Annotated in this window: 25 protein-coding genes; 15 read left to right on the forward strand and 10 right to left on the reverse strand. The window is 68.3% G+C overall.

Features of this window, described 5'->3' with window-relative positions; all coding sequences use genetic code 11:
- The first annotated feature begins 54 nt into the window (after nucleotides 1-54).
- Both BLW44_RS15025 and BLW44_RS15030 read left to right on the forward strand, forming a co-directional pair.
- On the forward strand, nucleotides 55-321 hold the full coding sequence (locus BLW44_RS15025; RefSeq protein WP_060927544.1) for a thioredoxin domain-containing protein: 267 nt from the start codon (nucleotides 55-57) through the stop codon (nucleotides 319-321).
- Between the two features lie 95 nt (nucleotides 322-416).
- Entirely contained in the window at nucleotides 417-827 is a 411-nt protein-coding gene (locus BLW44_RS15030; protein ID WP_060927543.1) for a VOC family protein, read from the forward strand.
- Nucleotides 828-837: 10 nt separating this feature from the next.
- Here the strand turns inward: BLW44_RS15030 and thrC are convergent, their stop codons facing one another.
- Complete coding sequence (gene thrC, locus BLW44_RS15035; RefSeq protein ID WP_060927542.1) at nucleotides 838-2,241, reverse strand: threonine synthase; 1,404 nt, start codon at nucleotides 2,239-2,241, stop codon at nucleotides 838-840.
- Nucleotides 2,242-2,416: 175 nt separating this feature from the next.
- Between thrC and BLW44_RS15040 the strand changes: the two genes are divergently transcribed.
- From BLW44_RS15040 to treZ, 4 genes are read left to right on the forward strand one after another with little or no spacing between them, the layout of a single operon-like run.
- Nucleotides 2,417-2,701 carry a hypothetical protein gene (locus BLW44_RS15040; RefSeq protein WP_060927541.1) on the forward strand — a complete coding sequence of 95 codons (285 nt, stop codon included), beginning with the start codon at nucleotides 2,417-2,419 and terminating at the stop codon, nucleotides 2,699-2,701.
- Nucleotides 2,698-4,908 carry a glycogen debranching protein GlgX gene (gene glgX / locus BLW44_RS15045; protein WP_060927540.1) on the forward strand — a complete coding sequence of 737 codons (2,211 nt, stop codon included), beginning with the start codon at nucleotides 2,698-2,700 and terminating at the stop codon, nucleotides 4,906-4,908. Before BLW44_RS15040 ends, glgX begins: the two co-directional genes overlap by 4 nt.
- Complete coding sequence (treY, locus tag BLW44_RS15050) at nucleotides 4,905-7,253, forward strand: malto-oligosyltrehalose synthase (RefSeq protein WP_060927539.1); 2,349 nt, start codon at nucleotides 4,905-4,907, stop codon at nucleotides 7,251-7,253. Before glgX ends, treY begins: the two co-directional genes overlap by 4 nt.
- Nucleotides 7,250-9,007 (forward strand): malto-oligosyltrehalose trehalohydrolase, encoded by a 1,758-nt coding sequence (gene treZ / locus BLW44_RS15055; protein ID WP_060927538.1) that lies wholly within the window; start codon nucleotides 7,250-7,252, stop codon nucleotides 9,005-9,007. Before treY ends, treZ begins: the two co-directional genes overlap by 4 nt.
- A 5-nt stretch (nucleotides 9,008-9,012) precedes the next feature.
- On the opposite strand, the gene BLW44_RS15060 is transcribed toward treZ, so the two are convergent.
- Complete coding sequence (locus BLW44_RS15060) at nucleotides 9,013-9,492, reverse strand: GNAT family N-acetyltransferase (protein ID WP_060927537.1); 480 nt, start codon at nucleotides 9,490-9,492, stop codon at nucleotides 9,013-9,015.
- Nucleotides 9,493-9,611: 119 nt separating this feature from the next.
- Here BLW44_RS15060 and BLW44_RS15065 point away from each other — a divergent pair, with 119 nt between their 5' ends.
- Nucleotides 9,612-9,944, forward strand: a complete 333-nt coding sequence (locus BLW44_RS15065) for an ArsR/SmtB family transcription factor (protein WP_174521366.1) — start codon at nucleotides 9,612-9,614, stop codon at nucleotides 9,942-9,944.
- A complete protein-coding gene (locus BLW44_RS15070; protein ID WP_060927562.1) occupies nucleotides 9,944-10,621 on the forward strand; it encodes a cation efflux transmembrane domain-containing protein in 678 nt (225 codons plus the stop codon). The genes BLW44_RS15065 and BLW44_RS15070 overlap by 1 nt, the downstream gene beginning before the upstream one ends.
- A gap of 199 nt (nucleotides 10,622-10,820) precedes the next feature.
- Here the strand turns inward: BLW44_RS15070 and BLW44_RS15075 are convergent, their stop codons facing one another.
- Both BLW44_RS15075 and BLW44_RS15080 read right to left on the reverse strand, forming a co-directional pair.
- Nucleotides 10,821-11,423 carry a response regulator transcription factor gene (locus BLW44_RS15075; protein ID WP_060927535.1) on the reverse strand — a complete coding sequence of 201 codons (603 nt, stop codon included), beginning with the start codon at nucleotides 11,421-11,423 and terminating at the stop codon, nucleotides 10,821-10,823.
- Entirely contained in the window at nucleotides 11,420-12,643 is a 1,224-nt protein-coding gene (locus BLW44_RS15080; RefSeq protein WP_060927534.1) for a sensor histidine kinase, read from the reverse strand. The genes BLW44_RS15075 and BLW44_RS15080 overlap by 4 nt, the downstream gene beginning before the upstream one ends.
- Nucleotides 12,644-12,797: 154 nt before the next feature.
- Between BLW44_RS15080 and BLW44_RS15085 the strand changes: the two genes are divergently transcribed.
- Nucleotides 12,798-13,337 (forward strand): hypothetical protein, encoded by a 540-nt coding sequence (locus BLW44_RS15085; protein ID WP_060927533.1) that lies wholly within the window; start codon nucleotides 12,798-12,800, stop codon nucleotides 13,335-13,337.
- Nucleotides 13,338-13,458: 121 nt separating this feature from the next.
- Here BLW44_RS15085 and BLW44_RS15090 read toward each other — a convergent pair whose 3' ends face one another.
- Nucleotides 13,459-15,051, reverse strand: a complete 1,593-nt coding sequence (locus BLW44_RS15090; protein ID WP_074731874.1) for an Ig-like domain-containing protein — start codon at nucleotides 15,049-15,051, stop codon at nucleotides 13,459-13,461.
- 228 nt (nucleotides 15,052-15,279) lie between these two features.
- Here BLW44_RS15090 and BLW44_RS15095 point away from each other — a divergent pair, with 228 nt between their 5' ends.
- Nucleotides 15,280-15,927, forward strand: coding sequence for a LysE family translocator (locus tag BLW44_RS15095; protein ID WP_060927531.1), 648 nt, complete (start codon nucleotides 15,280-15,282; stop codon nucleotides 15,925-15,927).
- A gap of 196 nt (nucleotides 15,928-16,123) precedes the next feature.
- On the forward strand, nucleotides 16,124-17,296 hold the full coding sequence (locus BLW44_RS15100) for a low temperature requirement protein A (protein ID WP_074731877.1): 1,173 nt from the start codon (nucleotides 16,124-16,126) through the stop codon (nucleotides 17,294-17,296).
- Between the two features lies 1 nt (nucleotide 17,297).
- On the opposite strand, the gene BLW44_RS15105 is transcribed toward BLW44_RS15100, so the two are convergent.
- Nucleotides 17,298-17,912, reverse strand: coding sequence for a TetR/AcrR family transcriptional regulator (locus tag BLW44_RS15105; RefSeq protein ID WP_060927529.1), 615 nt, complete (start codon nucleotides 17,910-17,912; stop codon nucleotides 17,298-17,300).
- Nucleotides 17,913-18,021: 109 nt separating this feature from the next.
- Here BLW44_RS15105 and BLW44_RS15110 point away from each other — a divergent pair, with 109 nt between their 5' ends.
- Together BLW44_RS15110 and BLW44_RS15115 are read left to right on the forward strand one after the other, a co-directional pair.
- Complete coding sequence (locus tag BLW44_RS15110) at nucleotides 18,022-18,990, forward strand: alpha/beta hydrolase family protein (protein ID WP_060927528.1); 969 nt, start codon at nucleotides 18,022-18,024, stop codon at nucleotides 18,988-18,990.
- A gap of 10 nt (nucleotides 18,991-19,000) precedes the next feature.
- Nucleotides 19,001-19,486, forward strand: coding sequence for a hypothetical protein (locus BLW44_RS15115; protein WP_060927527.1), 486 nt, complete (start codon nucleotides 19,001-19,003; stop codon nucleotides 19,484-19,486).
- An 88-nt stretch (nucleotides 19,487-19,574) separates the two neighbouring features.
- Here the strand turns inward: BLW44_RS15115 and BLW44_RS15120 are convergent, their stop codons facing one another.
- The 4 genes from BLW44_RS15120 to BLW44_RS15135 form a co-directional block, all read right to left on the reverse strand.
- Nucleotides 19,575-19,946 (reverse strand): VOC family protein, encoded by a 372-nt coding sequence (locus BLW44_RS15120; protein ID WP_060927526.1) that lies wholly within the window; start codon nucleotides 19,944-19,946, stop codon nucleotides 19,575-19,577.
- Between the two features lie 101 nt (nucleotides 19,947-20,047).
- Complete coding sequence (locus BLW44_RS15125) at nucleotides 20,048-20,743, reverse strand: helix-turn-helix transcriptional regulator (protein WP_060927525.1); 696 nt, start codon at nucleotides 20,741-20,743, stop codon at nucleotides 20,048-20,050.
- A 40-nt stretch (nucleotides 20,744-20,783) separates the two neighbouring features.
- Nucleotides 20,784-21,344, reverse strand: a complete 561-nt coding sequence (locus tag BLW44_RS15130; RefSeq protein ID WP_060927561.1) for a dihydrofolate reductase family protein — start codon at nucleotides 21,342-21,344, stop codon at nucleotides 20,784-20,786.
- Entirely contained in the window at nucleotides 21,341-21,892 is a 552-nt protein-coding gene (locus BLW44_RS15135) for a TetR/AcrR family transcriptional regulator (protein ID WP_060927524.1), read from the reverse strand. The genes BLW44_RS15130 and BLW44_RS15135 overlap by 4 nt, the downstream gene beginning before the upstream one ends.
- A gap of 252 nt (nucleotides 21,893-22,144) precedes the next feature.
- On the opposite strand from BLW44_RS15135, the gene BLW44_RS15140 reads away from it, so the two are divergent.
- Together BLW44_RS15140 and BLW44_RS15145 are read left to right on the forward strand one after the other, a co-directional pair.
- A complete protein-coding gene (locus BLW44_RS15140) occupies nucleotides 22,145-22,573 on the forward strand; it encodes a MarR family winged helix-turn-helix transcriptional regulator (protein ID WP_060927523.1) in 429 nt (142 codons plus the stop codon).
- A gap of 218 nt (nucleotides 22,574-22,791) precedes the next feature.
- Nucleotides 22,792-24,387 (forward strand): SPFH domain-containing protein, encoded by a 1,596-nt coding sequence (locus BLW44_RS15145; protein ID WP_060927522.1) that lies wholly within the window; start codon nucleotides 22,792-22,794, stop codon nucleotides 24,385-24,387.
- The last annotated feature ends 200 nt before the right edge of the window (nucleotides 24,388-24,587 follow it).

Raw genomic sequence — 24,587 nt, forward strand, 5'->3', positions numbered from 1 at the left:
GGGAACAGCGCGAGTGGATGCCGGGTTGCACCCTGTGATGACGAGAGGACATCGATGGAACTGACGCTGGTCACCTCCGCGTTCTGCGGCGCCTGCTCGCGCACCCGCACCGTCGTCGCGGATGCCGTGCGCTATCTCCCGGACGCGACCGTGACAGAGATCGACGTCGCCAGCGAACCGGACGCCGCGGAGGCGCTCGACATCCGCTTCACCCCGACTGTCATCATCCGCGATGCCGAGGGCACCGAGGTCTTCCGCGCCGAGGGCGTGCCGACGGTCCCTCAGGTGCTGACGGCTGCCGTCAAGGCGCTCCCCGCCTGAGCGCAGGCGCCGCTCTTGCGGATGTCCGACCCCGAGCGCAGAATGAGCCGCAGCGGGGCCGACGGCGGACCCGCCCGACATCGCTGGGGGCAGCCATGGCCAATCTCAATCCGTATCTCTCGTTCCGCACCGAAGCGCGACAGGCGATGGAGTTCTACCAGGGGGTGCTCGGCGGTGATCTCGAGATCAACGTCTTCGGCGAGTTCCCCGACATGGTGCAGAACCCCGAGCAGCACGACCTCGTGATGCACGCGCAGTTGACCACCCCGGACGGGCTGGTGCTGATGGCGTCCGACACGCCGGACGGCATCCCCTTCGAGCCGCCGCAGGGGTTCTCGGTGTCGCTCAGCGGCAACACCCAGGAGCGCACGCAGCAGGTCTGGGATGCGCTGTCCGAGGGGGCGGCGATCACCATGCCGCTCGACACTGCGCCGTGGGGCGGGTCCTTCGGGATGCTCGTCGACCGGTTCGGAGTGCCGTGGATGCTGCACGGCGACCCGGAGTGATCTGAAGGGCTCAGCGCAGTGCGTGGGCCTCGATGAAGGCGCGGAGGTCGTGCTCGTCGTCGGCCATCTCCGTCTTGTGCTGCGGAGCGTCCAACATGGAGCGCAGCTCCGCCGAGTACTCGAGTTCGATGCCGATCGCTTCGCGGATCGTGTCCGCGAACTTCTGCGGCTTGGCCGTCTCGAGCACCAGCATCGGCACGCCGGGCTCGACGTACTCGCGGGCGACCTTGACGCCGTCCGCGGTGTGGGGGTCGATGATGTCGCCGGTGGCCTCGTAGACGGCCTTGATGGTGGCGAGTCGGTCGTCGTGCGTCGAGGTGCCGCTGACGATCCCGAACTCGTCGACGAAACGCGCGAGCTCAGCGGTGAAATCGAAGTAGCCCTGGGTCTCGAGCTCGCTCCACGCGCTCACCACACGGGAGGCGTCACGGCCGACGAGTTCGAAGATGAAGCGCTCGAGGTTCGACGCCTTGGAGATGTCCATCGACGGGCTCGACGTGGCCAGGGTCTGAGCCGCGCTCCGCGGTCGGTAGACGCCGGTGCGGAAGAACTCGTCGAGGACGTTGTTCTCGTTCGCCGCGAGCACGAGGCGGCGGATCGGCAGTCCCATCTGCTTCGCGAAGAACCCGGAGAGGATGTTGCCGAAGTTGCCGGACGGCACCGTGAACGAGACCTCCGTCCAGCCCCCGGCATCCGTCGCGCGCAGCCATGCCCAGAAGTAGTAGACCGTCTGCGCGGTGATGCGCGCGAGGTTGATCGAGTTGACGGCGCCGAGGTGCTGAGTGCGCTTGAAGTCGAGGTCGCCCGCCAGCACCTTGACGAGGTTCTGGCAGTCGTCGAAGACGCCGTCCACCACGATGTTGTGGATGTTGTCATCGGCGAGCGAGAACATCTGAGCCCGCTGGAAGGCGCTCATGCGCCCCTTCGGCGAGAGCATGAACACCGAGATGCGGTCTTTGCCGCGCAGCGCGTGCTCGGCAGCGGACCCCGTGTCGCCCGAGGTCGCACCGAGGATGTTCAGCACCGATCCTCTGCGCTCCAGCGCGTACTCGACGACCTCGCCGAGGAACTGCATGGCCATGTCCTTGAAGGCCAGCGTGGGCCCTTCCGAGAGTCCGACGAGAGTGAGATCGTCGCCGATCGAGCGCAGCGGCACGACCTCCTCGGGGAACGGGTCGTAGGCCGCAGCGGTCATGCGGGCGAGATCAGCCCGCGGGATATCGGAGGCGAAGAGCCCGAGCACCTCGGTGGCGAGCTGTGGATACGTCAGCGCGCGCCAGCGCTCCAGCGTCTCGCCATCGACCGTCGGCATCGTCTCTGGCACGGCCAGCCCGCCGTCGGGAGCGAGTCCCTCCAGCAGCGTCTCGCAGTACGGCAGCGGCTGCATGCCGCCTCGGGTGGAGATGTACTGCACGGAAGCTCCTCGGTTCGGAATCGGCGCGGGGCTTCCATTCTCGCAGGTGCCGGGACGGTGGTTTCACGACGGCCCGACGCCGCCGGTATAGCGCCTCAGTCGCCCGCTGGCAATGGTGTTCCGCTGGCGCATCCGACCTCTTAGCGTGTAGTCATCAACAGAACCAGGAGCCCTCATGAGTGCGAAGACCCACACCGCGCATGACCCCCAGCCCATCCACGGCCAGGCTCCCACGAAAGCGCCTGCCCTTGCCGAGCCGCTGTACGAGCGCGTCGACATCGATCGCTACGTCGTCTTGCACGACGGCCCCGTCGGCTATGTCGAGCACGTGTCGCCGGTCTTCGTCTGCTACGTCGGGCATCCGTACCTGCGCGCGACGGAGGTCGCCCAAGTGCACGACTTCCATGACGCCGTGAAGACCGTCCTGCACCGTGCCGTCTCGATCCGGCGCGCTCAGTGAGCCACGACGTCTGGCCCGGTTCCCCCTATCCTCTCGGCGCGACCTTCGACGGTCAAGGCACCAACTTCGCCCTGTTCAGTGAAGCCGCGGAGAAGGTCGAGCTGTGCCTCTTCGATGAGGACGGCAACGAAGAGCGCATCCTGCTCGAAGAGGTCGATGCCTTCGTCTGGCACGGTTATCTGCCTGCCGTGCAGCCCGGCCAGCTCTACGGCTACCGGGTGCACGGCGCCTACGACCCCACCCAGGGGCAGCGCTTCAACCCGAACAAGCTCCTCCTCGACCCGTACGCCAAGTCAGTGGCCGGCCGCATCGAGTGGGGACAGCCGCTGTTCGGATACGACTTCGGCGACCCCGACTCGCGCAATGACGAGGATTCCGCCGCCCAGATGGTGAAGGGTGTCGTGGTCAACCCGTTCTTCGAGTGGGCCGGCGACCGCCTCCCGAAGACCCCCTACGCACAGACCGTGATCTACGAGGCGCACGTGAAGGGCCTCACCCAGCTGCATCCCGACGTGCCGGAGGAGCTTCGCGGCACGTACGCGGCCATCGCCCATCCCGCGGTGATCGAGCACCTGGTGCATCTGGGCGTGACCGCGATCGAGCTGATGCCGGTGCACCAGTTCGTGTACGACTCCACGCTCGAGGAGAAGGGCCTCTCGAACTACTGGGGCTACAACACGCTCGCCTTCTTCGCGCCGCACAACGACTACTCCTCCAGCGGGCAGCACGGCCAGCAGGTCCAGGAGTTCAAGGCCATGGTGCGGGCGCTGCATGCGGCCGGCATCGAGGTCATCCTCGACGTCGTCTACAACCACACCGCCGAGGGAAACCACATGGGCCCGATGCTCTCGATGAGAGGCATCGACAACGAGGCGTACTACCGGCTCGAGGAGGACAAGCGGTACTACACCGACTACACCGGCACCGGGAATTCCCTCAACGCCGGCAATCCGCACGCGCTGCAGCTCATCATGGATTCGCTGCGGTACTGGGTCACGGAGATGCATGTCGACGGCTTCCGCTTCGACCTCGCCTCCACGCTCGCCCGCGAGTTCTACGACGTCGACCGCCTGGCCGCGTTCTTCGAGCTCGTGCAGCAGGATCCGATCGTCTCGCAGGTGAAGCTCATCGCCGAGCCGTGGGACGTCGGCCCCGGCGGCTATCAGGTCGGCAACTTCCCGCCGCAGTGGACGGAATGGAACGGCAAGTACCGCGACACCGTGCGCGACTTCTGGCGCGGTGAGCCTCAGGCGCTCGGCGAGTTCGCCTCGCGACTGACCGGTTCCGCCGACCTGTACGAGCACTCCGGCCGACGACCGGTCGCATCGATCAACTTCGTCACCGCCCACGACGGGTTCACCCTGCGCGACCTCGTCTCGTACAACGAGAAGCACAACGAGGCGAACGGGGAGGACAACAACGACGGTGAATCCCACAATCGCTCGAGCAACCACGGTGTCGAGGGTCCGACCGACGACGAGACGATCAACCGGGTCCGCGCGCGCCAGCAGCGCAACTTCCTCGCGACGCTGCTGCTCTCGCAGGGTGTGCCGATGATCGCGCACGGCGACGAGCTCGGACGCACCCAGGACGGCAACAACAACGGCTACGCCCAGGACAACGAGATCACGTGGGTGGACTGGGAGTCCGCAGACCGCCCGCTCGTCGAGTTCACTGCGGCCGTCGCCCGGCTGCGCCGCGCCCACCCCACCTTCCGCCGCAGCCGGTTCTTCGACGGGCGCCCGGTCAGATCGGAAGACGGCGAGCGCGTCCCCGACGTCGTCTGGCTGCGCCCTGATGGCCGACGGATGGAGCCCGAGGACTGGGATTCCGGATTCGGCCTCGCGATCGGGATGTTCCTGAACGGCCAGGGGATCCGCGAGAAGGACCGTCGAGGTCAGCCGGTGACGGACCAGAACTTCCTCGTCTACTTCCACAGCGGCTCCGAGGCCATCGACGCCGTGCTCCCCGACGAGCGGCACGGGCGCGGCTGGGAGGTCGCGGTCGACACGGCCGGCGATCGCGCCGGTGGGGACCCCATCGACGCGGGTGCTCCGGTGACCCTCGAGGCGAACTCGCTGCTCGTGCTCCGCGAAGTCGATCAGAGCGAGGTCCCGACGGATGACTCGGTCGAGGCATCGCTGCGAGTGCAGACCGAACGCGCAGAGGCTCCGGCACCCGCACGGACGCCGGAGCTCCCTCGATGACCCGGCGACCGCTCTCGACGTATCGGCTGCAGATCCGTCCGGGCTTCACGCTCGATGACGCGGCGTCGGTGACCCGCTACCTCGCGGATCTCGGCGCGTCTTGGGCCTACCTCTCTCCCCTGCTCGCTGCCACGCCGGGGTCGGATCACGGCTACGATGTCGTCGATCCTTCGCGCGTCGACGACTCCCGCGGCGGGCCGGAGGGGCTCCGGCGCTTCGCCGAGGCTGCGCGCGCGGCGGGGCTCGGCATCCTCGCCGACATCGTCCCCAACCACGTCGGGGTCGCCGTGCCGCGCGACAGTCTGTGGTGGTGGGATCTGCTGCGACTCGGGCCGGGGTCGCGGTACGCGACCGCATTCGATGTCGACGATCGGGTCGCAGACGGACGAGTGCGGCTGCCGATCCTGGGCGCGCCTCTCGCAGAGGTGATCGGCGACGGTCAGTTGAAGATCGACCATGCCCCTGCCGCGGACGCTCCCGACGGCACGCTGTCGTACTTCGATCACGTTCTGCCGCTGTCCCCCGGCTCCGCCGCGCATGCAGACGACATCGCCGAGCTCCTCGAGGCCCAGCACTACGAGCTGCGGTTCTGGGAGGACCAGAACACCGATCTGAACTACCGTCGCTTCTTCGCGGTCTCGGAGCTCGCCGGCATCCGCGTGGAGGATCCCGACGTCTTCGAGGAGTCGCACCGCGAGATCCTCCGGTGGATCACAGAGGGCCTCGCCGACGGGCTGCGGGTCGACCATCCGGACGGACTGCGCGATCCCGGTGCCTATCTGGAGCAGCTCGCCGAGGCCACCGGCGGCGCCTACACGCTGGTCGAGAAGATCCTCGAGCCCGGTGAAGAGCTTCCCGGCTGGTGGCGCACCGACGGCACCACCGGATACGACGCGCTGGTCGAGATCGACAGGGTGCTGATCGACGGCGCGGGCGTCCGCTCTCTCGACGCGCTCGATCGGGAGCTGCGGTCGGGATCGGGTCTGCCCGCCCCGGAGTCCTGGCACGACCTCATCCACGGGACCAAGCGGATGATCGCCGATGAGCTGCTGCAGTCCGAGGTGCGCCGTCTGGTGCGCACTCTGCCGACCGAGATCGACGGTGCGGCCGATGCGGTGTCGGAGATCGTCGCGAGCTTCCCCGTGTACCGGTCGTATCTGCCGGCGGGTCGGGAGCACCTCGCACACGCGATCGAGGATGCCGTCCGTCGGCGCCCCGATCTCCAGGACGCGATCGCCGCGCTCGCGCCCTTGCTGGCAGACGCGAGCCTCGAGGTCGCGCAGCGCTTCCCCCAGCTGAGCGGTGCCGTGATGGCGAAGGGCGTGGAGGACACCGCGTTCTACCGCCTCACCCGGCTCGGCACCCTCACCGAGGTCGGTGGCGATCCCTCGATCGATTCGATCTCGGTCTACGACTTCCACGAGGCGCAGCGTGCTCGTGCTGCCTCTTGGCCGCATTCGCTCACGGCGCTCTCCACACACGACACGAAGCGATCCGAGGACGTACGCGCCCGACTCTCCGTGCTGGCCGAGGTGCCGGAGCGCTGGGGCGAGGTCCTCACCGACCTCCGAGCGGTCGCGTCGACCGGGCACGGACCTCTCGACGCGCTCCTCTGGCAGGCAGCGGTCGGCGCCTGGCCGATCTCGACGGAACGACTGCACGCCTACGGCCTGAAAGCCGCGCGAGAAGCCGCGGAGTCCACTCGCTGGCAGCACCCGGACGTCGAGTTCGAGAAGGGCGTCGCTGCGATCGCCGAGGCGGCGAACGGTGCGGCGCGGGAGATCGTCGAGGGATTCGTCGACGAGATCGTGCTCCCTGGCCGCAGCAACTCCCTGTCGGCGAAACTGCTCCAGCTCGCCGCCCCCGGGGTGCCTGACGTCTACCAGGGGACCGAGCTGTGGGACCACTCGCTCGTGGACCCGGACAACCGCCGACCCGTCGACTTCGTCGCACGCTCCGAGATGCTCGCGCAGCTCGACGACGATGTCGCCGGCGGCATCCTTCCTCCGATCGACGATTCTGGGCTCGCGAAGATGCTCGTCACCTCGCGCGCGCTGCGCGCTCGTCGCGATCACCCGGAGCTGTACGACGGATACCGCCCCGGCACCGTCGTCGGCGAGGCCGCTGAGCACGCCGTCGCCATGGATCGTGGAGGGGTGATCGCCGTCGCGACGCGGTTGCCGGTCGGGCTCGCTCGACGCGGAGGGTGGGGCGACACCGCGCTGCTGCGTCGGGAGACGCCCGCGGTCGACGTGCTGACAGGACGCCGCTTCGAGGCGGGCTCCGTGCGTCTCGACGATCTGCTCGCCACCTATCCCGTGGCGCTGCTGGTGGAGCAGCGATGATCGCCGTCTGGGCCCCGCGGGCCGGAAGCGTACGGCTGCGCCGGCTCACTCCGGCGGGAGCGACCGTCTCTGAGCACGACCTCGCGCCGGACGCCCGGGGTGGCGGCTGGTGGAGCTCCGAGGTCGAGCTCGCCGAGGGCGAGCGGTACGGCTTCCTCCTGGACGGGCGAGCAGACCTGCGTCCCGATCCGCGTTCCCGTCGTCAGCCGCGCGGCGTGCACGGCCCCTCGGCCCTGTTCGACGCGAGCCGTTTCGGGTGGACCGACGAGCATTGGGAAGGACGGCAGCTCGCAGGCGGTGTCGTCTACGAGCTCCATGTCGGCACATTCACACCCGAGGGCACGCTCGATGCACTGTCCGGACGCCTCGACCACCTGGTCGACCTCGGCGTCACCCACATCGAGCTCCTTCCTGTCAACGCGTTCAGCGGCACCTGGAACTGGGGCTACGACGGCGTGCTCTGGTACGCCGTGCACGAGGGCTACGGAGGACCGGCGGCCTACCAGCGCTTCGTCGACGCCGCGCACGCCCGCGGCCTCGCCGTGGTGCAGGACGTGGTCTACAACCACCTCGGCCCGAGCGGCAACTATCTCCCGGAGTTCGGCCCGTACCTGCGTGACGGGCAGAACACCACGTGGGGAGCGTCGGTGAACCTCGACGAACCCGCCGTGCGGGAGTTCATCATCGAGAACGCACTGATGTGGCTGCGCGACCTGCATGTGGATGCGCTGCGTCTCGACGCCGTGCATGCGCTGCACGACGAGCGCTCGCCGCACCTCCTGCAGGAGCTCGCGGAGCGGGTGGATGCCCTCGCTGAAGAGCTCGGTCGACCTCTCAGCCTCATCGCGGAGTCCGACCTCAACGATCCGACACTCATCCTGCCGCGCGAAGCCGGTGGCTACGGGCTCACCGCGCAGTGGTCGGACGACTGGCACCATGCCGTGCACGTCGCGCTCACCGGCGAGACGGAGGGATACTATGCCGACTTCGCCGCCCCCGACGCACTGCCGAAGGTGTCGCAGGGCGGGTTCTTCCACGACGGCACCTTCTCGTCGTTCCGCGGGCGCCCGCACGGATCGCCGCTGCCCGAGGACGTGCCCGCATGGCGGCTCGTCACGTTCACACAGGACCACGACCAGATCGGCAACCGTGCCGAGGGGGACCGCCTGTCGGCATCCCTCTCCCCCGGACGCCTCGCGGTCGCCGCGGTGCTGACGCTCACCGCCCCCGGCACACCGATGCTGTTCATGGGAGAGGAATGGGGCGCCTCGACCCCGTGGCAGTTCTTCACCTCGCACGAGGAGCCCGAGCTCGCGAAGGCGACTGCGGAGGGACGCATCGCGGAGTTCGCCCGCATGGGCTGGGATCCGGATCGCGTGCCGGACCCTCAGGATCCCGAGACCTTCCGACGCTCCCACCTCGACTGGGACGAGGTCGGAGAGCCTCACCATGAGTCGCTTCTGGCGCTGTACCGCCATCTGATCGCGCTCCGCCGCGAGCGCCCAGAGCTCACCGACCCCGACATGGCGCACACCGTCGTCACGGTGATCGAGGCCGAGGCCGCCCCTCAGTCGCGTGCGTACCGCATCGACCGTGGCGCGCTCTCGGTGCTCGTGAACCTCACCGGTGCCGAGGTCGAGTTCCCGGTGGATGCCGACGCGCGCATCCTCCTGGAGACCTCCGAGGTGAGCGTGACAGGGCGCGCGATCGGCCTGCCCCCTGAGTCCGCCGTGATCGTCGGCCCCGCCGCCTGAGCGGCTCAGGCGGCGTCGAGCCGCTTGGCGAAGCAGAGGGACAGCTCGCTGTCGACGTAGTGCCCGAACAGCGGAATCGAGACGTATCCCTCCCGCTGATAGAACCGCACCGCGTCGGGTTGCGCCGTGCCGGTCTCGAGCACGAGACGACGGATGCCGAGAACCCGCGCCTCGCCCTCGAGTGCGCGAAGCAGGGCAGCGGCAGCCCCCGTTCCCCGAGCGGAGGGTGCGGCGTACATCCGCTTGATCTCCGCGACGTCGGCGCCGAGGACATCGGCGGCGAGCGGGCGAAGACCCCCGCACACCAGGGCACGCCCGTCGCGATCGCGAGCGATCAGGAAGACCGGCACGTCGTCGGCCGAGGGGACGACACCCGGCTCGTGATCGTCACTCCCGTACCGAGCGTCGAGTTCGAAGCGCTGCGCCGCCCGCAGCCCTTCGGCATCCGGATCTGCCCACGGCACCCGCTCGATCGTCATGTCCATCGTCTTCTCCTCGTCCTGCCGAGCACGCCTGCCAGGCTAGCCACCCCAGGTTTCGATGACGTTGCGTCGACCGTGGTTCAGAATTTCGTTAATTCAGCAGAATCTGTACAGTTGGGTGCGTGACACTCACCGCCTCCCTCACGCATACCGCCGCCGTCGCTCGACTCGGGCATGCCCTGTCGGATCCGACGCGCGCGGCGATCCTGCTCGCTCTCCGGGAGCAGCCCGCCTACCCCTCCGACCTCGCGGAAGGACTCGGCGTCAGCCGCCAGCTGCTGTCCAACCACCTCGCATGTCTGCGGGGCTGCGGTCTCGTCGAGAGCATCCAGGACGGTCGCCGCAGCAGGTACCAGCTCGCCGATCGCCACCTCTCGCCAGCCCTCGATGAGCTCGTCCGGGTGACCCTGCTCGTCGAACCGGACTGCTGCGACGGAGACGGGTGCACGTGCTGATGTCGTCGACGACCCTCACCCCCACCCGGCGGGCGACGCTGCACCGCCGCATCCGCTTCATCGTGGCCTTCACGATCGCCTACAACGTGATCGAGGCCGCGGTGGCGATCGCCGCCGGCTCTGCCGCCTCCTCTGCCGCCCTCATCGGATTCGGCCTCGACTCCACCATCGAGGTGCTCTCGGCCGCTGCCGTCGCCTGGCAGTTCACGCGTCGCGATCCGGAGCGCTGGGAGAAGCCGACCCTGCGCGTCATCGCCGTGGCCTTCTTCGCCCTCGCCGGCTACGTCGTGGTCGCGTCGACGTCGTCGCTGATCAGCGGCGAGCGTCCGGAGCACAGCACGGTCGGCCTCGTGCTCACCGCGATCAGCGTGATCGTCATGCCGCTCGTGTCGTTCGCGGAAAGGCGTGCAGGACTCGAAGTCGGATCGGTGACGGCTGTCTCGGACTCGAAGCAGACGCTGATCTGCACGTACCTCTCGGTCGCCGTGCTGGTGGGTCTCGCCCTCAACAGTCTCCTCGGCTGGTGGTGGGCGGATGCCGTCGCCGGCTTCGTCATCGCCGTCTTCGCTGTGCGGGAAGGACTCGAGGCCTGGAAGGGCGACGCCTGCGCCACCTCGATCGGCATGATCCTCGAAGAGGATCACTCGCATGGGGACCACGATTCGACGCCGCGCTGACGGCGACCGCCCGTGACGATCTGACCCGGCCGCGTCACGATCGTGCATCAGCGGGGTCTTGATGAAAAGACCCGGAGCGGGCCTGGGGGATCGAGCCGGCTCCGCGTCTGAGCCGCGCTTTCTCCCCACTTCTGCGCGGCTCGCGGGTGGGGCTGCTCCCACAGCTCCACCCGCCCTCCCCTCGAGCGAGGGCTCGGTCTCAGATCCAGCCGCGCTCCTCCGCGAGCAGCACCGCCTGCTGTCTCGTCCCCACCGACAGCTTGGCGAGCACGGCGGAGATGTGGTTGCGCACGGTGCCGGGCGCCAGCGACAGCGACTTCGCGATCTGCCCCGTCGTCTCGCCCCGGCGGCCGGCGCGCAGCACGTCGAGTTCACGATCGGTCAGCGGCGAGCGCTCATCGCTCAGCGCGTCGGCCGCGATCTCGGGATCGACGTACCGCGCTCCACCCGCCACTCGCCGGATGACGTCGGCGACCTGATCAGCCCCCCGCGATTTCGGCAGGAACCCCGACACCCCCGAGGCGAGTGCGCGCCGGAGGACCCCTGGCCGCGCATGTCGGGTGACCACGACGCAGCGCGTGGCGATCGCGCGCTGCAGTCGCTCAGCCACCTCGACCCCGTCCAGCCCCGGCATCTCGAGATCGAGGAGGCAGACATCCGGCTGCAGTCGGAGGGCTGCGGCGAGCGCCTGCTCTCCGTCGGCGCATTCCGCGACGACGTCGATGTCTCCCTCGAGCCGCAGCAGAGCGGCGAGCGCGGAGCGGATCATCCCTTCATCGTCGGCGAGGAGCACCCTGATCATGACGCCATCCTCTCTCGGTCCCCGCCATCGGAGGAGGGAACCGTGACTGACACCACGAAGTCGCCGTCCTCGTCGCGGATCTCCAGCGTCCCGCCGGCCTCTGCGATCCGCCGTCTGACGCCATCGAGCCCCGAGCCGACGGGTTCGCCGGCTCGCGCTGCCGACACGTCGTTCGCGACGTCATACCGCCACCCCTCCGGGACCCGGCGCAGTGCGAGGCGCGCGTGTCCTCCCGCGCCGTGTCGCAGGACGTTGGTCGTCGTCTCGCGGATGACCGGGCCGAGCGCCGCAGCCGGTGCCTGATCTGCGTCCGGGGCGATGTCGGCCTCCACCTCGAGTCCCGCTGCACTGAGGAGGTCGCGCGCGTTCGCGACCTCATCGCCCAGCGGCACCGAGCGGAACCTCGTCGCCAGGTCCCGTGTGCCCTGCCTGGCTTCGTCCACGCTGATGCGCGCCGCCCTGAGCTGCTCGAGAGCGCCGTCGGGATCGCGCGCCATGAGGCGTTCTGCGAGCTCGAGCTGCAGGGCGATCACCTGCAGATGGTGGCCCTGCAGATCGTGCACATCGGTCGCGACGCGGAGGCGCTCCTGAGTGGCAGCGAGGCGTGACTGCGATGCCCTGGCCCTGTCGAGCGTGACGAGGACGTCCCACCACCAGAGCGAGCTCACCGACATCGCGGGGAGCATGATCACGTAGATCGTGGCGACCCATCCCGGCGCCCCCGACTGGACCGCACCACGTGCGCCGTCGATGACGGCGAGACAGATCAGCAGCACGGTGGCCAGGACGACGATGCGCAGCCGGATGCCGCGCGGCCAGTTCATCAACGCGAGCGACTGCACGATCGGCATCAGCGCCAGCAGCCAGCTGTCGGTCACGGCCCCCGCCGAGATTCCGTATCCCACCGCGATGAGGAGCGGCACGAGGATGCGACGCCAGGCGATGCCTGGTTCGGCGTCGACCCGATGCCGGTAGGCCGCCAAGAGCACCATGGTCGAGGTCCACCAGACGATGCCGCCTCCCGCCACGACGAGCAGCGCGGCCGGGGGTCCGGGGGTGGCGAAGACCTGCAATCCCCACACGAGCACCAGGAACAGTTCGAGGAAGACGACGGCGGAGAACGTGTACCACCACGTCGCCGTGATGCCGCGCGCCAGCTGGCGCGCGCCGGGCGGTGCGTCACCGAACGGATCGGCGGCGGCGGCGGAAGAGCTGTGCATGCCCCCACGATACGGGCGTGACAGTTGTCACGGATGCCGCGTGAGAACCACCTGCAAAGCAGTGACGGCGCGACACTGCCGCCGTCGGACGATGCGCGATGGACTGGATGCACAGCGACGGAGAGACCGGCGCAGTGACCGACAGGAGCACTCCATGAATCTCATCGAGACCTTCCAGGACTTCGTCGCCCAGGTCCCCGAGCTGGTCCAGCCGCTGATCGTGGCCCTGGCCGGAGCGATCCCCTTCATCGAGGGCGAGGGCGCGGTGTCCATCGGCATCATCGGCGGCATCCATCCCGTCGTCGCCGCCATCGCGGCCATCGTCGGCAACTTCCTCTGCGTCGCCGTGCTCGTGATCGCCAGCTCGGGCGCGCGATCGGCGATCGTGAACCGCAACCGCAGCCGTCAGGCGGTGCTCGCCGGCGGAGGTACGGGAGAGACCGAGGCGCTGGCCGCCGAATCCGACCGCAAGGGCGCTCGACGGGAGAAGTTCCAGCGTGCGTTCGAACGGTACGGCGTCCCCGGGGTCAGCCTTCTCGGCCCGCTCCTGCTCCCCACTCACTTCACGGCGACGATGCTCGCCGCCTCCGGAGTGGGCAAGGTGCGCATCCTGATCTGGCAGGCCGTCGCGATCATCGGCTGGACGACCGTCGTCGCCGTGATCGTCGGGAGCGCCGTCTACGCGATCCGCTGAGCCACGCGATCCGCTGAGCCACGCGATCCGCTGAACCACGCGATCCGCTGAGCCACGCGATCCGCTGAACCACGCGACCAGGCGTGGCGCAGCGGATCGTCCGCGGTTCAGTGGATCGTCGTCAGCGCCGAGCGGCCGAGTTCCCTCGTCTCGCGGCGACCCGGATGGCGGCGCCCCCGATGATCAGCACGATCGCGAGGGCCACGAGTCCCGTAGCGTCGCCGCCACCGGTGGTCGCCAGGCTCCCTGGCGAGGTGGACGAGACGTGCGGCGCCGCGTGATCGGTCGGCGTGACCGGCGTGATCGGTGTGATCGGTGTGACCGGCGTAGGGGGCGGCGTCACGACGGGAACGGCATTCGCGACGTTGGCGAGGGTGAGCTCGACGCCGGCCGCAGTGCCCGGCGTCACCTCGTAGGTGCCATCACCGGCATCGACGACACCCTCGCCGGTGATGCTCCACTCGCCCCAGACCACTCCCTCGATCACCGGCAGGTCGACCTCCTCGACGACGAACGTCGACCCCTGGGGCGCCCTGGCGCTGGTCGTCGACTGTCCGACGGCGACCGTCATGATCTGCGGCGGGGCGTCAGAGCCCTTCACCGAATAGCGCACGGTGTAGGTCGCATCCTTCGCCGCCTCGGCCTGCGGACCGGTGAGCGCCTTGGTGATCGAGAAGCGTGTGTACTCGACACCCGTGCCGTCGCCGCCACCCGTCTCCGTGACGGTGTGCGTCGCGGACGTCTCGGTGGTGTTCACGATCACGTGGTTGCCGAAGACCTCGCCCTCGACGACCGGTAGATCGGACTGCGTGTAGTACACAGCCTCGTAGGCGAAGCCGGACGCGGGCAATCCTGATGCGACGAGATCGAAGGACTGCCCGTCTGCGGCGAACACGACCTGATAGTTCGTCGTCGCCACCGGAGCCCATTCGCCGACCAGCACCCCGTTCTCGACCGGACGCTGGTTGAGCGTCAGTTCGCCGGTGTAATGATGGTCCGCGAGCCCTGCATCGAGAGTGTCGGAGATCGTGAATCCGCCGGCATCCACGTAGGCGCTCGGGATGCCGACCACCCACTTCAGGTGCCCGCCCGTCGACGCTCCGGCGTACTTGTACGGCTCAGCATCCTCGTTCAGATCCTCCGGCACGATTCCGCCGTCGCCCGGCAGATCGACGATCTCGACGGTGTCGCCGAGATCGAACTCCACCGTCTCCGACGTCGTGGTGTGCGAGGCCGTGGCCTGCATCCAGAACGTGCCGCCGATCTGCTCCTTGCCGGTGATCGCATCCGTCAGCGTGCAGACCACATCCGGCCCGCTGCCGTCGCCGACGGCGCAGGTCGCCATGACCGCACCCGTGCCCGGGTCCGTGATCGTGAACGTTCCTGCGGCCTGACGATGGAATTCCGGGGGCAGGGTCATGCCGAAGGTCTCGCCCGCAACAGCCCCGTCAGGAACGGACCACTCCCCTGAGATGCGCACCTGCTCCCACTGCGCCACCGGACCCGTCCCGCTGGTCTTCTCGATCGTGATCCCGCTCATGGCGCCCGGGTAGGTGACCGTCGGGGCCGCGGCCGCCGGCAATGCGACGCCCCAGAGCCCCGAGACCCCGACGATCACTCCCGCGGCGAGGGCGAGGAGGCCCCGCCATCGCCTCCTCTGTCCCGCCGTGACGGCCGCCTTCTCCCCCGCGGTCGTCGTCGCGTGCGTACGCACGATTCTGCTATCCCCAGTCATCGTCTTCCCCAGTCCGATACGAGCCGCTCCCAGTTGCGACCCATCTAAGAGAACAGACAAGTGGAGTTCGATTACGCGGAAGCCGATATACGACGGCGATATACCGGCACACAAGGCTAGGTCGATCGTCGCGGTGCGAGGCAAGGCAGTGAACTTCGGCGCTGCGCCCCGGTTAGGCTCGCGGAAGACACCCTGCGGAAGGCTCTCATGATCTCCCTCACGGCTGCACTGGGCATCGCCCTCGTCGAGCTGGGCCTCGCCCTCACCCCAGGGCCGAACATGATGTACCTGGTCTCGCGCAGCATCAGCCAAGGCTGGCGCGCCGGAATGATGTCGCTCTCCGGCACCGCCGTCGGCTTCGTCGTCTACCTTGTGCTGGCGAATCTGGGCCTCGCTGCCGTGTTCCTCGTGGTTCCCTGGCTCTTCATCGCGCTGAAGGTGGCCGGGGCCGTCTACCTCCTCTGGCTCGCGTACCAGGTACTCCGGCCCGGCGGGCGATCACCTTTCGAGACGAGCACGCTGCGCCGCGACTCCTTCGGCACGCTCTTTCGCATGGGCCTGGTGACGAACCTGCTCAACCCCAAGGTCGCGATCCTGTACCTGGCGCTCATCCCTCAGTTCATCGACCCCGCGCGTGGCAGCGTCGTCGCGCAGGGATTCCAACTCGGTGCCGTGCAGATCGTCGTGGGCGTCCTCGTGAACGGCGCGATCATCCTGCTGGCGGGATCGATCGCCATCTTCCTGCAGCGCACCCCACGGTGGATACGGTGGCAGCGTCGGGTCACCGGCACGCTCCTGGGCGCGATCGGGGTGAAGGTCGCAATCGATGCGCCGGCTCCAGCGGGTGCCTCATAGCGGGGCGGCGCGCGAGATGGAGAGTCCGAAAGACGCGAATCGCAGCTCGGTCGTCGCAGACCGAGCGATGATCCCCGGAAGGAAGCGCCAAAGTCGTACTATCCGTTTTTTGCTATGCATGGCATAATTGCGTCTTATGGCACTAACAGGCAGTACGACGGAGTTTCCTGCAATGCGACGGCACCCGCTGTCGCGCATGGATGGGCGTGACCCCCTCCAGGGGTTGCGCGCGGCCACCCCACTAGAGCTGCTGTTCGACCTCGCTTTCGTCACCGCCTTCGGGGTGGCGGCGAGCGAGTTGGCCATCCGTATCTCCGAAGGGCAGATCGCCGTCGCGGCGATCACGTTCGTCGCCGTCATGCTCGCAGTGAGCTGGGACTGGATCAGCTTCACCTGGTTCGCGTCGTCGTACGACACCGATGACTGGCTGTATCGCGTGACGATCATGGTGCAGCTGATCGGCGTGATCGTCTTCGTCACGGGCATCCCGGAGGTCTTCCGCTTCATCGCCGAGGGCGGCCGCCTCGACAACTCCGCCACCCTGACGGGATACATCGTGATGCGGTCGGCGACCGTGCTTCAGCGTGTGCGATCCGGCATCCAAGACCCCCGCCGCCGACGGACGAACATCCTGTCGGCAAGTCCCGTCGCGGTGGCGCTCGTCGGCTGGTGCGTTCTGACGATCGTCTCGCCGGAAAGGACGACGCTGATCGTCGTCGCGCTGGCGCTGTTCGCGGTCGAGATGGCCGGACCTCTGATCGCAGAGACACGGGGAGGCACGCCCTGGCACCCCCACCATCTCGCCGAACGCTACGGCCTCCTCACGATCATCGCGCTGGGCGAGGTCGTCGCGGGGACCGCGGCCATCGTGGCAGGTCTCAGCCACGCCGCAGGGTGGTCGGTGAGCTCGGTGGTCGTCGCGGTCGCCGGGGTCGCGATGGCGTTCGGCATGTGGTGGGCATACTTCCTCCTCCCGATCGGCGATGCCCTCGCCCGAGCGCGGCACCGAGGACTGCTCTGGGGATGGGTGCACGTCCTCGTCTTCATCAGCATCGCAGGCGCGGGAGCCGGCCTGCACGTCGCGGCCCTGGCGGTCGAGGGCGAAGCCCATCTCCCGGTCGAGGCGGCGGTCGCGGCGGTCGCCGTGCCGACCGCGGCGTTCTGCGTGGTTCTGCTTGTGATCGCGGTGACGCTGGGGCTGGGTTCGACTCCGCGCAGAGTCGGGCTGTTCCTCGGCGCCGCGTCAGTGGCGCTCGCAGGCGTCGCAGCAGCAGCGGCCGGACTCCCGTTGACGGGCTGCCTGGCGATCGTCGCGCTCGCACCGTGGCTGCTCGTGGTCACCCACGAGACCGCGGCGCGCGTGCCGTGATCTAGCGATGGCGCTCCAGCGCGCCGTGCCCTGCCCCCGTGGCGTCCATGATCGTCCGGACGAGGTCGAGCAGCGCACCATGCAGGTCATCGTCGATCGAATCATCGGCGAGCGCCCGGAAGTATGCGTCGCTGACGCCCTGGATCGCACGCCGGCCGGCATCCTCGAGCGGCGATGCGTCGACGCCCAAGCTCGGGAGTCCGAACTCCTTCGCCGGGAAGCGTCGTGACACCTCCGTCTCCGCCATCGCGACGATGCCGGGATTGCTGAGCGCCATTGCGCGGGTGAGCGCCGCCTCCTGCGCGTCGACGTCGTCTCGAGCGGCCCGCCACCACCTGTCGACGAGATCGAGGAACTCGATGCCCGGGTACTCGTGACCTAGCGCGATCAATCGCTGCTCGGCTCTTGCCGGCCACTCGGTGATGAAATCCAGCTTGGACGGGAAGTATCCCGTGACCGTGCGGGGCGCGACCTCTGCCGCATCGGCGATGTCCGCGATCGACGTCTTCTCGTAGCCCTGCTCGGCGAACAAGCGCAGTGCGGTGTGCAGGATGTGCCGCCGCCGGCGCGCTTTGGATCGCTCGCGCAGGCCTGACCGTTCACCATTGCTCGACATCCCGGAAGACTATCACCGGACTGCGAATTTACCTAGTTGCGTAACTTTGCCATCTATGGCAAGAATGGTTCTGACAGTTCTTCCCCCGTCCAGAACATCAGGAGTTCCCATGTCCAGCGCCTACTCGTACTCAGCCGGCATCCCCGTGAGCGACCCCACCCCGATCGTCGTATTCAGCCCCCTCGCTCTCGAGGTCCCCGAGCGGCCCGTTCCCCTCGAGCTGAAGGTCTCGGCACCGGTCACCGGCACCGATCTTCCCGTCATCGTTCTCTCCCACGGCCACGGCGGCGCCAACCACCTGTCGTCCCTCCGCGGCTACGGCCCGGTGGCGGACTTCTGGGCCGCCCATGGGTTCGTGGTCATCCAGCCGACGCACCTCGACTCGACGGTGCTCGGCCTTCGCGACACAGACCTGCCCGACGCGCCCCTGTTCTGGCGGAACCGGGCAGCCGACATCCGAACGATCATCGACCGGCTCGCCGAGATCGAAGCCGCCGTTCCCGGCCTCGGGGGCCGCGTCGACCGGGAAAGGATCGGCGCCGTCGGACACTCGCTCGGTGGGCACACCGTCTCCCTCCTGCTCGGGATGCAGGTGCTGGACCCCTCGGACGATCGCGAGAAGGACCTCAGCGACCCGCGGATCCGTGCCGGCGTCATCATCGGAGCCCCCGGGATCGGTGACGAGCATCTGGCAGAGTGGGCGCGAACCAACTACCCGATGCTCGGGTTCAATGACTTCAGCTCGATGACGGGGACGGCGCTCGTGATCGCAGGCGACAAGGACCTGAACCTCAACTTCTCCGACAGACTCAGCTACCGCTCCGACGCCTACACGCACAGCCCCGCGGGCAACAAGACGCTGCTGATGTTCCGGGACGCCGAGCACATCTACGGCGGGGTCTCCGGATACGACGCAGCGGAGACGAGCGACGAGAGCCCTGAGCGCGTCGCGGCACTGCGGGCATTGGTGTGGGCCTATCTGCGCTCGCAGCTGTTCACCGGCGATGCATCCTGGGCGAACGCGGTCGCCACCCTCGAGAACGCCGACGCACCGCTCGCGACCGTCGAGACCCGCTAGGGACCGCCCGATGTGGGGACCTTTCGCAGGGCTGATCGGGGGTGCCGCCGCGGGCCTCGCCAGCCTCGTCTTCCTGGTCGTCGCCTTCCGCTTCGACACGATCGCGACATCGACCGAGTACCGCAGCCGCGCGGCGCAGGTGCTCGTCCTGTTCCTGACCACCACGATCACGTCAGCGCTCGTCGTCGCGCCACAGGATCTGCGACTGCTGGGCGGAGAACTCCTGATCGCGGCGGTCACGTCCGGCACGCTCGTGACCGTGCTGGACCGAGCCGCACGCGGTGCGCAGCAGACTCAGACCCGATGGCCGGCGGTCGCAGGAATGCTCTTCACTCTCGCCGCCGTGATGATCGCGGGTGCGCTCCTGGTCGCCGGCATCGACGCGGGCCTGTACGCCTGGGCGGCAGCGAGCGTCGCCGCGCTGGTGTTCGGAGTCGACGGCGCGTGGGTCTTCCTCACGCGAGCCGGGGTCGCGCCCGGAACGGCAGACGACTGATCGACCGGTGCTTCACGAGCACGAGCTGCGCGCCGCTCGACCGGTCGTCGGTATCGACCACCGGTCGGGCGCTCTGCATCCGATGCCGTCAGTCAGAGGGCCTGCTGAACAGATTGACGACATTGCCGTCGGGGTCGCGGATGAGTGCCGACCTGTTGCCCCATGGCATCGTCGTGGGCGCGAGGACGACCTCCCTCGGCTCCGGTCGCAACCGTGCGAACTCGCCGTCGACGTCGGAGACCTCGAACTCGACGAACACCGACTGATTCGCGTGTGGGGATACGGCGTCGCCGAGCATCCCGACCGTCGCCCTGTCGGCGATCGCCAGAGTCGCCGCCGTTCCGGTGAACTGGGCGAAGACGGGGGCCGGTCGCTCGGCGGCGGTTCCGGTCACGAGCTCATAGAACGCGGCGAGCCTGTCGACGTCTTCGGTGATGATGCGGATGGACGAGAACGACATGCAGTACCTCCTGGGCACGGGATCGATGTGTGGTGAGACCATGCTCGCCGAGCATCGCGACACCGTCCTGTCGGTGTTTCCCGAATCGGTCTCGTCCGTCGTCAGTCGTCGATCACGGATCGCAGGTGACCGTACTGGATGCCGAGATCCTCTCGACGCAGGATGCGCGGCTCCGGTCGCTCGTCCGTCAGATCGACCGAGAGCATCCGATCGCCTCGGAATGCCCTGACGCCGTCGCGAAGTCGGCACCAGGCGATGAGGTACCAGTAGCCGTCCTTGCCGATCGAGCCCAGTGGCTCGACCTCGCGCACAGACTCCCTCCCCGCAGGATCCCGATAGCGGAGACGCACGACGCGTCCCGCCCTGAGCGCGGTAGCGAACGCCGGCGGCGTCGGCGACTCCTCAACGGGCTCGAGCAGGTGCACCCGCGACGCGAGCGCCTTCGCGCGCCGGGCCTCTTCGTCTGGCATGACGGCGAGGATCTTCCGCGCAGCGGTCGCAGCGGGCTGCCGGAACGGACTGCGTCGTAGACCGCCGAGCCCGATCAGCACCGCGATCGCTTCATCGAGTGTGAACCCCGCAGGACCCAGCGTCGCGGCGGCATCGATGACGTAGCCACCGGTCCGCCCCGGCTCCGCCCAGATGGGGAGGCCCGCCTGCTGCAAAGCGGAGAGGTCGCGCTCGACCGTTCTTCGGGACACCTCGAAACGCTCTGCCAGCCAGCGCGCGCTGCGCGGCCGGGGCGACATTGCGCGCAGCTCCTCGACGAGAGCGTAGAGACGGTCGGTACGGTTCACTCCCCCATCTTCGCGCCGCTCGCAGGGAACCGTCCGCGCCTCAGCCGGCGACGACGTCGTACGTGGTGCGGACCAGCCCATCGTCTGTGGCGTGGCTGCCGCGGACCGTGAGCAGCACGTCCTCGTCGAGCTCTCCGAACAGCGAACGCCCGGACCCGAGGATGATCGGCGCCACGGAGAGAGTGAGCTCATCGACGAGACCTGCACGGAGGAAGGACTGGATGGTGCGGCCCCCATCGATGTACACATCTCTTGCGCCGAGTTCGTCGAGCAGGCGAGTCACATCATCGATCGACGAAGCCGTGCGGACGCGAGGGTCTTCGATGACCGATCTCGTGGTGAGGACGAGAACGTGCCTGCCCTCGAACGGCCACTCCCCGAAGCCGAGCACGGAGTCGTAGGTGGCACGGCCCATGACGATGGCGTCGACCGTTTCGAAGAATGTCTCCCAGACCAGGGCGGGGCGGTCGGCGGTGGTCGGGACATCATGATGGCGGGCCGGCGGGTCGGTCAGCCATTCGAGCGATCCGTCGTCACGGGCGATCTTGCCGTCAGCGCTCGTGCCGATGAATACACGGCCACGCCAGTTGCGAGAGGTCATCTCCACATCTCCAGAAAGTGTTCGAGGGTTGTCAGGGGGGAAGTCCGGCCCAGGTTCACAGCCGACCGGAACAGGGAACCGTGCAGGGCATCGAGCAGCAGCGTGCCGCCTGCCTCCGCATCGGCAAGGTGGGAAAGATCCATCCCCGCGAGCAGCTCGGCAAGTCGTGCCGCCTGTCGACGCCACCCTTCCGCGAGCAGAGCGACGAGTTCGGGTTCCTGCAGCTCGCTGAGCACCTCCGACAGGGCGTACACGGCGCCGGCGGCTGAGTCGGCGCCGAACTCTCGGCTCACGTACTCGCGAAGCTCGGCATCGGCTTCGCGGCCCTCTGGCAGCGGACCATGCGGGATGAGCTGGATCCACCGACGCGTGAGCGCGTGCAGAAGACCCACCTTGGAACCGAAGCGCTTGATCAGGCCTGCCGGACCGATTCCCGCCGCCGGAGCGACATCCTGGAGCGACCAGGGCGTGAGATCAGCACGCTGCTCCAGTGCGCCGACGATGCGGGCGAGGAGCTCGTCGTCTTCGAGACGTCTAGGTCGGACCATACGGTTAGTAAATCACAATTCACTAACTCGGACGAGCCGGTGCCGGCCGGACGATGCAGGCGCGCTGTCCGACGCGAACATTCCGTGACCAAACCGTTGCATTCGTTACCTCGCCGTTATAGAGTGATCGCACGGTGAATGTTTGCTGTGGCATCCACCTCATGTGATTGCAGGACACTCTTGGTGCAAGGGACAAGGGCCGGTCGGGAGCCTCTCCGACCGGCCCTTTACTGTTGCCACTAATCTGTTCCCATGACCGATCGCAAGCTCGCCGTGCAGGCCTGGGAGAGCCTGTTCCGCGCTCAGCACGAGCTGTTCACCGAGATGAACGCCGACTTCGACCACGGCGACCTCGCTCAGGCCGAATACGACGTCCTCCTCACGGTCACGCGCTCCCCGGACATGTCCGCACGTCTGCGAGATGTCACCGCCAACATGCTGATCAGCCAGCCGAGCGTCTCGCGCCTGATCGACCGGATGGTCACGCGCGGACTCGTCTCCAAGTGCCCCGATCCCGACGACGGCCGTGGCGCACTGATCAGGGCGACGGATGCCGGAGCCAAGGCGTTCCGCAGCATCGCAACCGTGCACGGGCGCTCCATCGCGTCGCGCATGTCGCGGCTCGACGACGAGGAGCTCAGGACGCTCCGCGATCTCGCCGAGAAGCTGCGCACCCGCTGACGCCGGTCAACGGACCGCCGTGTGGGGCGGACTTCTCCCCGATGGGAGGAGAATCAGAGCGATTCCCTCCTCCCCTCGGGGAGATCTCCTCCGTTCGGGATGTTCGCCTTCGCGCAGGGTGAGCCTGCAATCCCCTTTTCTGGCAGGGTGGAGCCTGAACGCCGCGCGACCGCGCGGACACACGACCGCCCCCTCGGGGGGAACCAGGGAGGTCATCCATGGAGATCGCCGGAATCGTCGGCATCCTCGTCATCGTCGGAATCGCCGTAGCGATCGCCGTCGTCGTCCTGCTCATCCTGCTGCTGTTCGCACGCAGCTGGATCAAGGTGGCTCGCGCCGATGAGGCGCTCGTCATCTCGGGACGCAAGCAGAAGGTGCAGCGCGCTGTCATCTCTGCAGACGGCTCGACCAGGGACGAGATGTCGGAGTCGCCCGTCACGGTCATCGTGAACGGCAAGTCCCTGGTCAACCCGATCACCCAGCGCCACGAGATCATCTCGCTGCGCTCACGCCAGGTGTCGCTCAATGCCGAGGCGCAGTCCCTCGACAGCGTCACGCTCAACGTCGACGGCGTCGCGATCGTGAAGATCGGCTCGGATCCCATCCTCGTGCGGCGTGCAGCCGAGCGCTTCGCCTCGCAGGACAAGGCGATCGAGCAGTTCACCACGGAGCAGCTCGAAGGTGCGCTCCGCGGCATCGTCGCCACGCTCTCCGTCGTCGAGCTGATGCGCGAGCGGAAGAAGTTCTCCGACCAGATCGCCGCCGACGTCTCGCAGGAGCTCGCCGAGCAGGGTCTGATCCTGGACTCGTTCCAGATCAAGGGGATCACCGACAAGGTCGGCTACATCCAGTCGCTCGGTGCCCCCGAGATCCAGGCGAAGCGTCAGTCGGCTGAGATCTCGCAGACCAACGCCGACCGTGCGATCAACCAGAAGAACATCGCCAACCAGGAAGCGAACCTGGTCGAGCAGACGGCCCTCGACACGAACACCGCCAACGCCAACGCCGGCATCGGCCGTGCACGGGCCGAGGCCGAGCAGGCCGAGAACCTCGCCCGCGAGCAGGCTCAGCAGGCCGTCCTGCAGCAGCAGGCCGAGAACCGTCAGGCCCAGCTCGACGCCGACGTGAAGCGCGTCGCCGACGCGCAGCGCTACGAGGCCGAGACCCGGGCACAGGCAGAGCTCTACACGCGTGAGCGTGCGGCCGAGGCCGGCGCCATCGAGCAGGTCAAGCAGGCCGAGGCGCGCACCCGCATCGCCGAGCAGCAGGCCCAGGCCGACAAGGCCAAGGCCGATGGTGAGGCCGCAGCCGCGATCGCCCGTGCGACCGGTGAGGCCGACGCGCTGCGCGCCCAGGCCGAGGCCGAGTCCGAGGCCCGTCGCCTCCGCGCCAACGCCGAAGCCGACGCGATCCGCGCCGAGGGTGAGGCGCGAGCCGCCGCCGTCGAGGCCGAGGCGAAGGCCATCGCCTCGAACCAGGACGCCTTCCTGTCGCAGCGCGTCCTCGACGTGCTGCCGTCGATCATGGCGGAGTTCTCGAAGGGCTACGCCGCGATCGGCAACGTGTCGATCATCGGCGGCTCGAGCGAGGACGGCGCCTCGAACGTCGTCGGCGCCGACAGTGCCAAGGCGCTGAAGTCGGTGTTCGACAGCGTCAGCTCGGCGACCGGGCTCGACCTGGCCTCGATCATCCAGGGCCAGGCCGTCGGCCGCGGCATCGGCGAGGGTGTGGCCTCCGCTACGGCGCCGACCACCCGGAAGTCGACCCCGACCACCCCGCCGCCGCCCGCACCGCCGGCTCCCGCCGCGGAGTAGTCACCACAGTCAGCACAGCGGATGCCGCGGCCGGTTCGGTCGCGGCATCCGTCGTCTCCGGCGTCCACGGACCCACTGCTCTCGCGCGTTCGGTTAGTGTCGCGCGTTCGGTTTCCATGACTCCGGAGATTCGCCGGCATGTGCCGCCAGGTGACCGGATACCAGCCGAAGCGCCCCGGATCTCCGGAGTTGCGGAGAGC

This window comes from Microbacterium hydrocarbonoxydans (assembly GCF_900105205.1).
GTDB lineage: Bacteria > Actinomycetota > Actinomycetes > Actinomycetales > Microbacteriaceae > Microbacterium > Microbacterium hydrocarbonoxydans.

Excerpts from the sequence above, each read along its gene's own strand:
- BLW44_RS15025 (WP_060927544.1), top strand. The coding sequence starts at position 55 with ATGGAACTGACGCTGGTCACCTCCGCGTTCTGCGGCGCCTGCTCGCGC.
- BLW44_RS15030 (WP_060927543.1), top strand. The coding sequence starts at position 417 with ATGGCCAATCTCAATCCGTATCTCTCGTTCCGCACCGAAGCGCGACAG.
- BLW44_RS15040 (WP_060927541.1), top strand. The coding sequence starts at position 2,417 with ATGAGTGCGAAGACCCACACCGCGCATGACCCCCAGCCCATCCACGGC.
- treY (WP_060927539.1), top strand. The coding sequence starts at position 4,905 with ATGACCCGGCGACCGCTCTCGACGTATCGGCTGCAGATCCGTCCGGGC.
- treZ (WP_060927538.1), top strand. The coding sequence starts at position 7,250 with ATGATCGCCGTCTGGGCCCCGCGGGCCGGAAGCGTACGGCTGCGCCGG.
- BLW44_RS15060 (WP_060927537.1), bottom strand. The coding sequence starts at position 9,492 with ATGGACATGACGATCGAGCGGGTGCCGTGGGCAGATCCGGATGCCGAA.
- BLW44_RS15070 (WP_060927562.1), top strand. The coding sequence starts at position 9,944 with ATGTCGTCGACGACCCTCACCCCCACCCGGCGGGCGACGCTGCACCGC.
- BLW44_RS15075 (WP_060927535.1), bottom strand. The coding sequence starts at position 11,423 with ATGATCAGGGTGCTCCTCGCCGACGATGAAGGGATGATCCGCTCCGCG.
- BLW44_RS15080 (WP_060927534.1), bottom strand. The coding sequence starts at position 12,643 with ATGCACAGCTCTTCCGCCGCCGCCGCCGATCCGTTCGGTGACGCACCG.
- BLW44_RS15085 (WP_060927533.1), top strand. The coding sequence starts at position 12,798 with ATGAATCTCATCGAGACCTTCCAGGACTTCGTCGCCCAGGTCCCCGAG.
- BLW44_RS15095 (WP_060927531.1), top strand. The coding sequence starts at position 15,280 with ATGATCTCCCTCACGGCTGCACTGGGCATCGCCCTCGTCGAGCTGGGC.
- BLW44_RS15100 (WP_074731877.1), top strand. The coding sequence starts at position 16,124 with ATGGATGGGCGTGACCCCCTCCAGGGGTTGCGCGCGGCCACCCCACTA.
- BLW44_RS15105 (WP_060927529.1), bottom strand. The coding sequence starts at position 17,912 with ATGTCGAGCAATGGTGAACGGTCAGGCCTGCGCGAGCGATCCAAAGCG.
- BLW44_RS15110 (WP_060927528.1), top strand. The coding sequence starts at position 18,022 with ATGTCCAGCGCCTACTCGTACTCAGCCGGCATCCCCGTGAGCGACCCC.
- BLW44_RS15115 (WP_060927527.1), top strand. The coding sequence starts at position 19,001 with ATGTGGGGACCTTTCGCAGGGCTGATCGGGGGTGCCGCCGCGGGCCTC.
- BLW44_RS15120 (WP_060927526.1), bottom strand. The coding sequence starts at position 19,946 with ATGTCGTTCTCGTCCATCCGCATCATCACCGAAGACGTCGACAGGCTC.
- BLW44_RS15130 (WP_060927561.1), bottom strand. The coding sequence starts at position 21,344 with ATGACCTCTCGCAACTGGCGTGGCCGTGTATTCATCGGCACGAGCGCT.
- BLW44_RS15135 (WP_060927524.1), bottom strand. The coding sequence starts at position 21,892 with ATGGTCCGACCTAGACGTCTCGAAGACGACGAGCTCCTCGCCCGCATC.
- BLW44_RS15140 (WP_060927523.1), top strand. The coding sequence starts at position 22,145 with ATGACCGATCGCAAGCTCGCCGTGCAGGCCTGGGAGAGCCTGTTCCGC.
- BLW44_RS15145 (WP_060927522.1), top strand. The coding sequence starts at position 22,792 with ATGGAGATCGCCGGAATCGTCGGCATCCTCGTCATCGTCGGAATCGCC.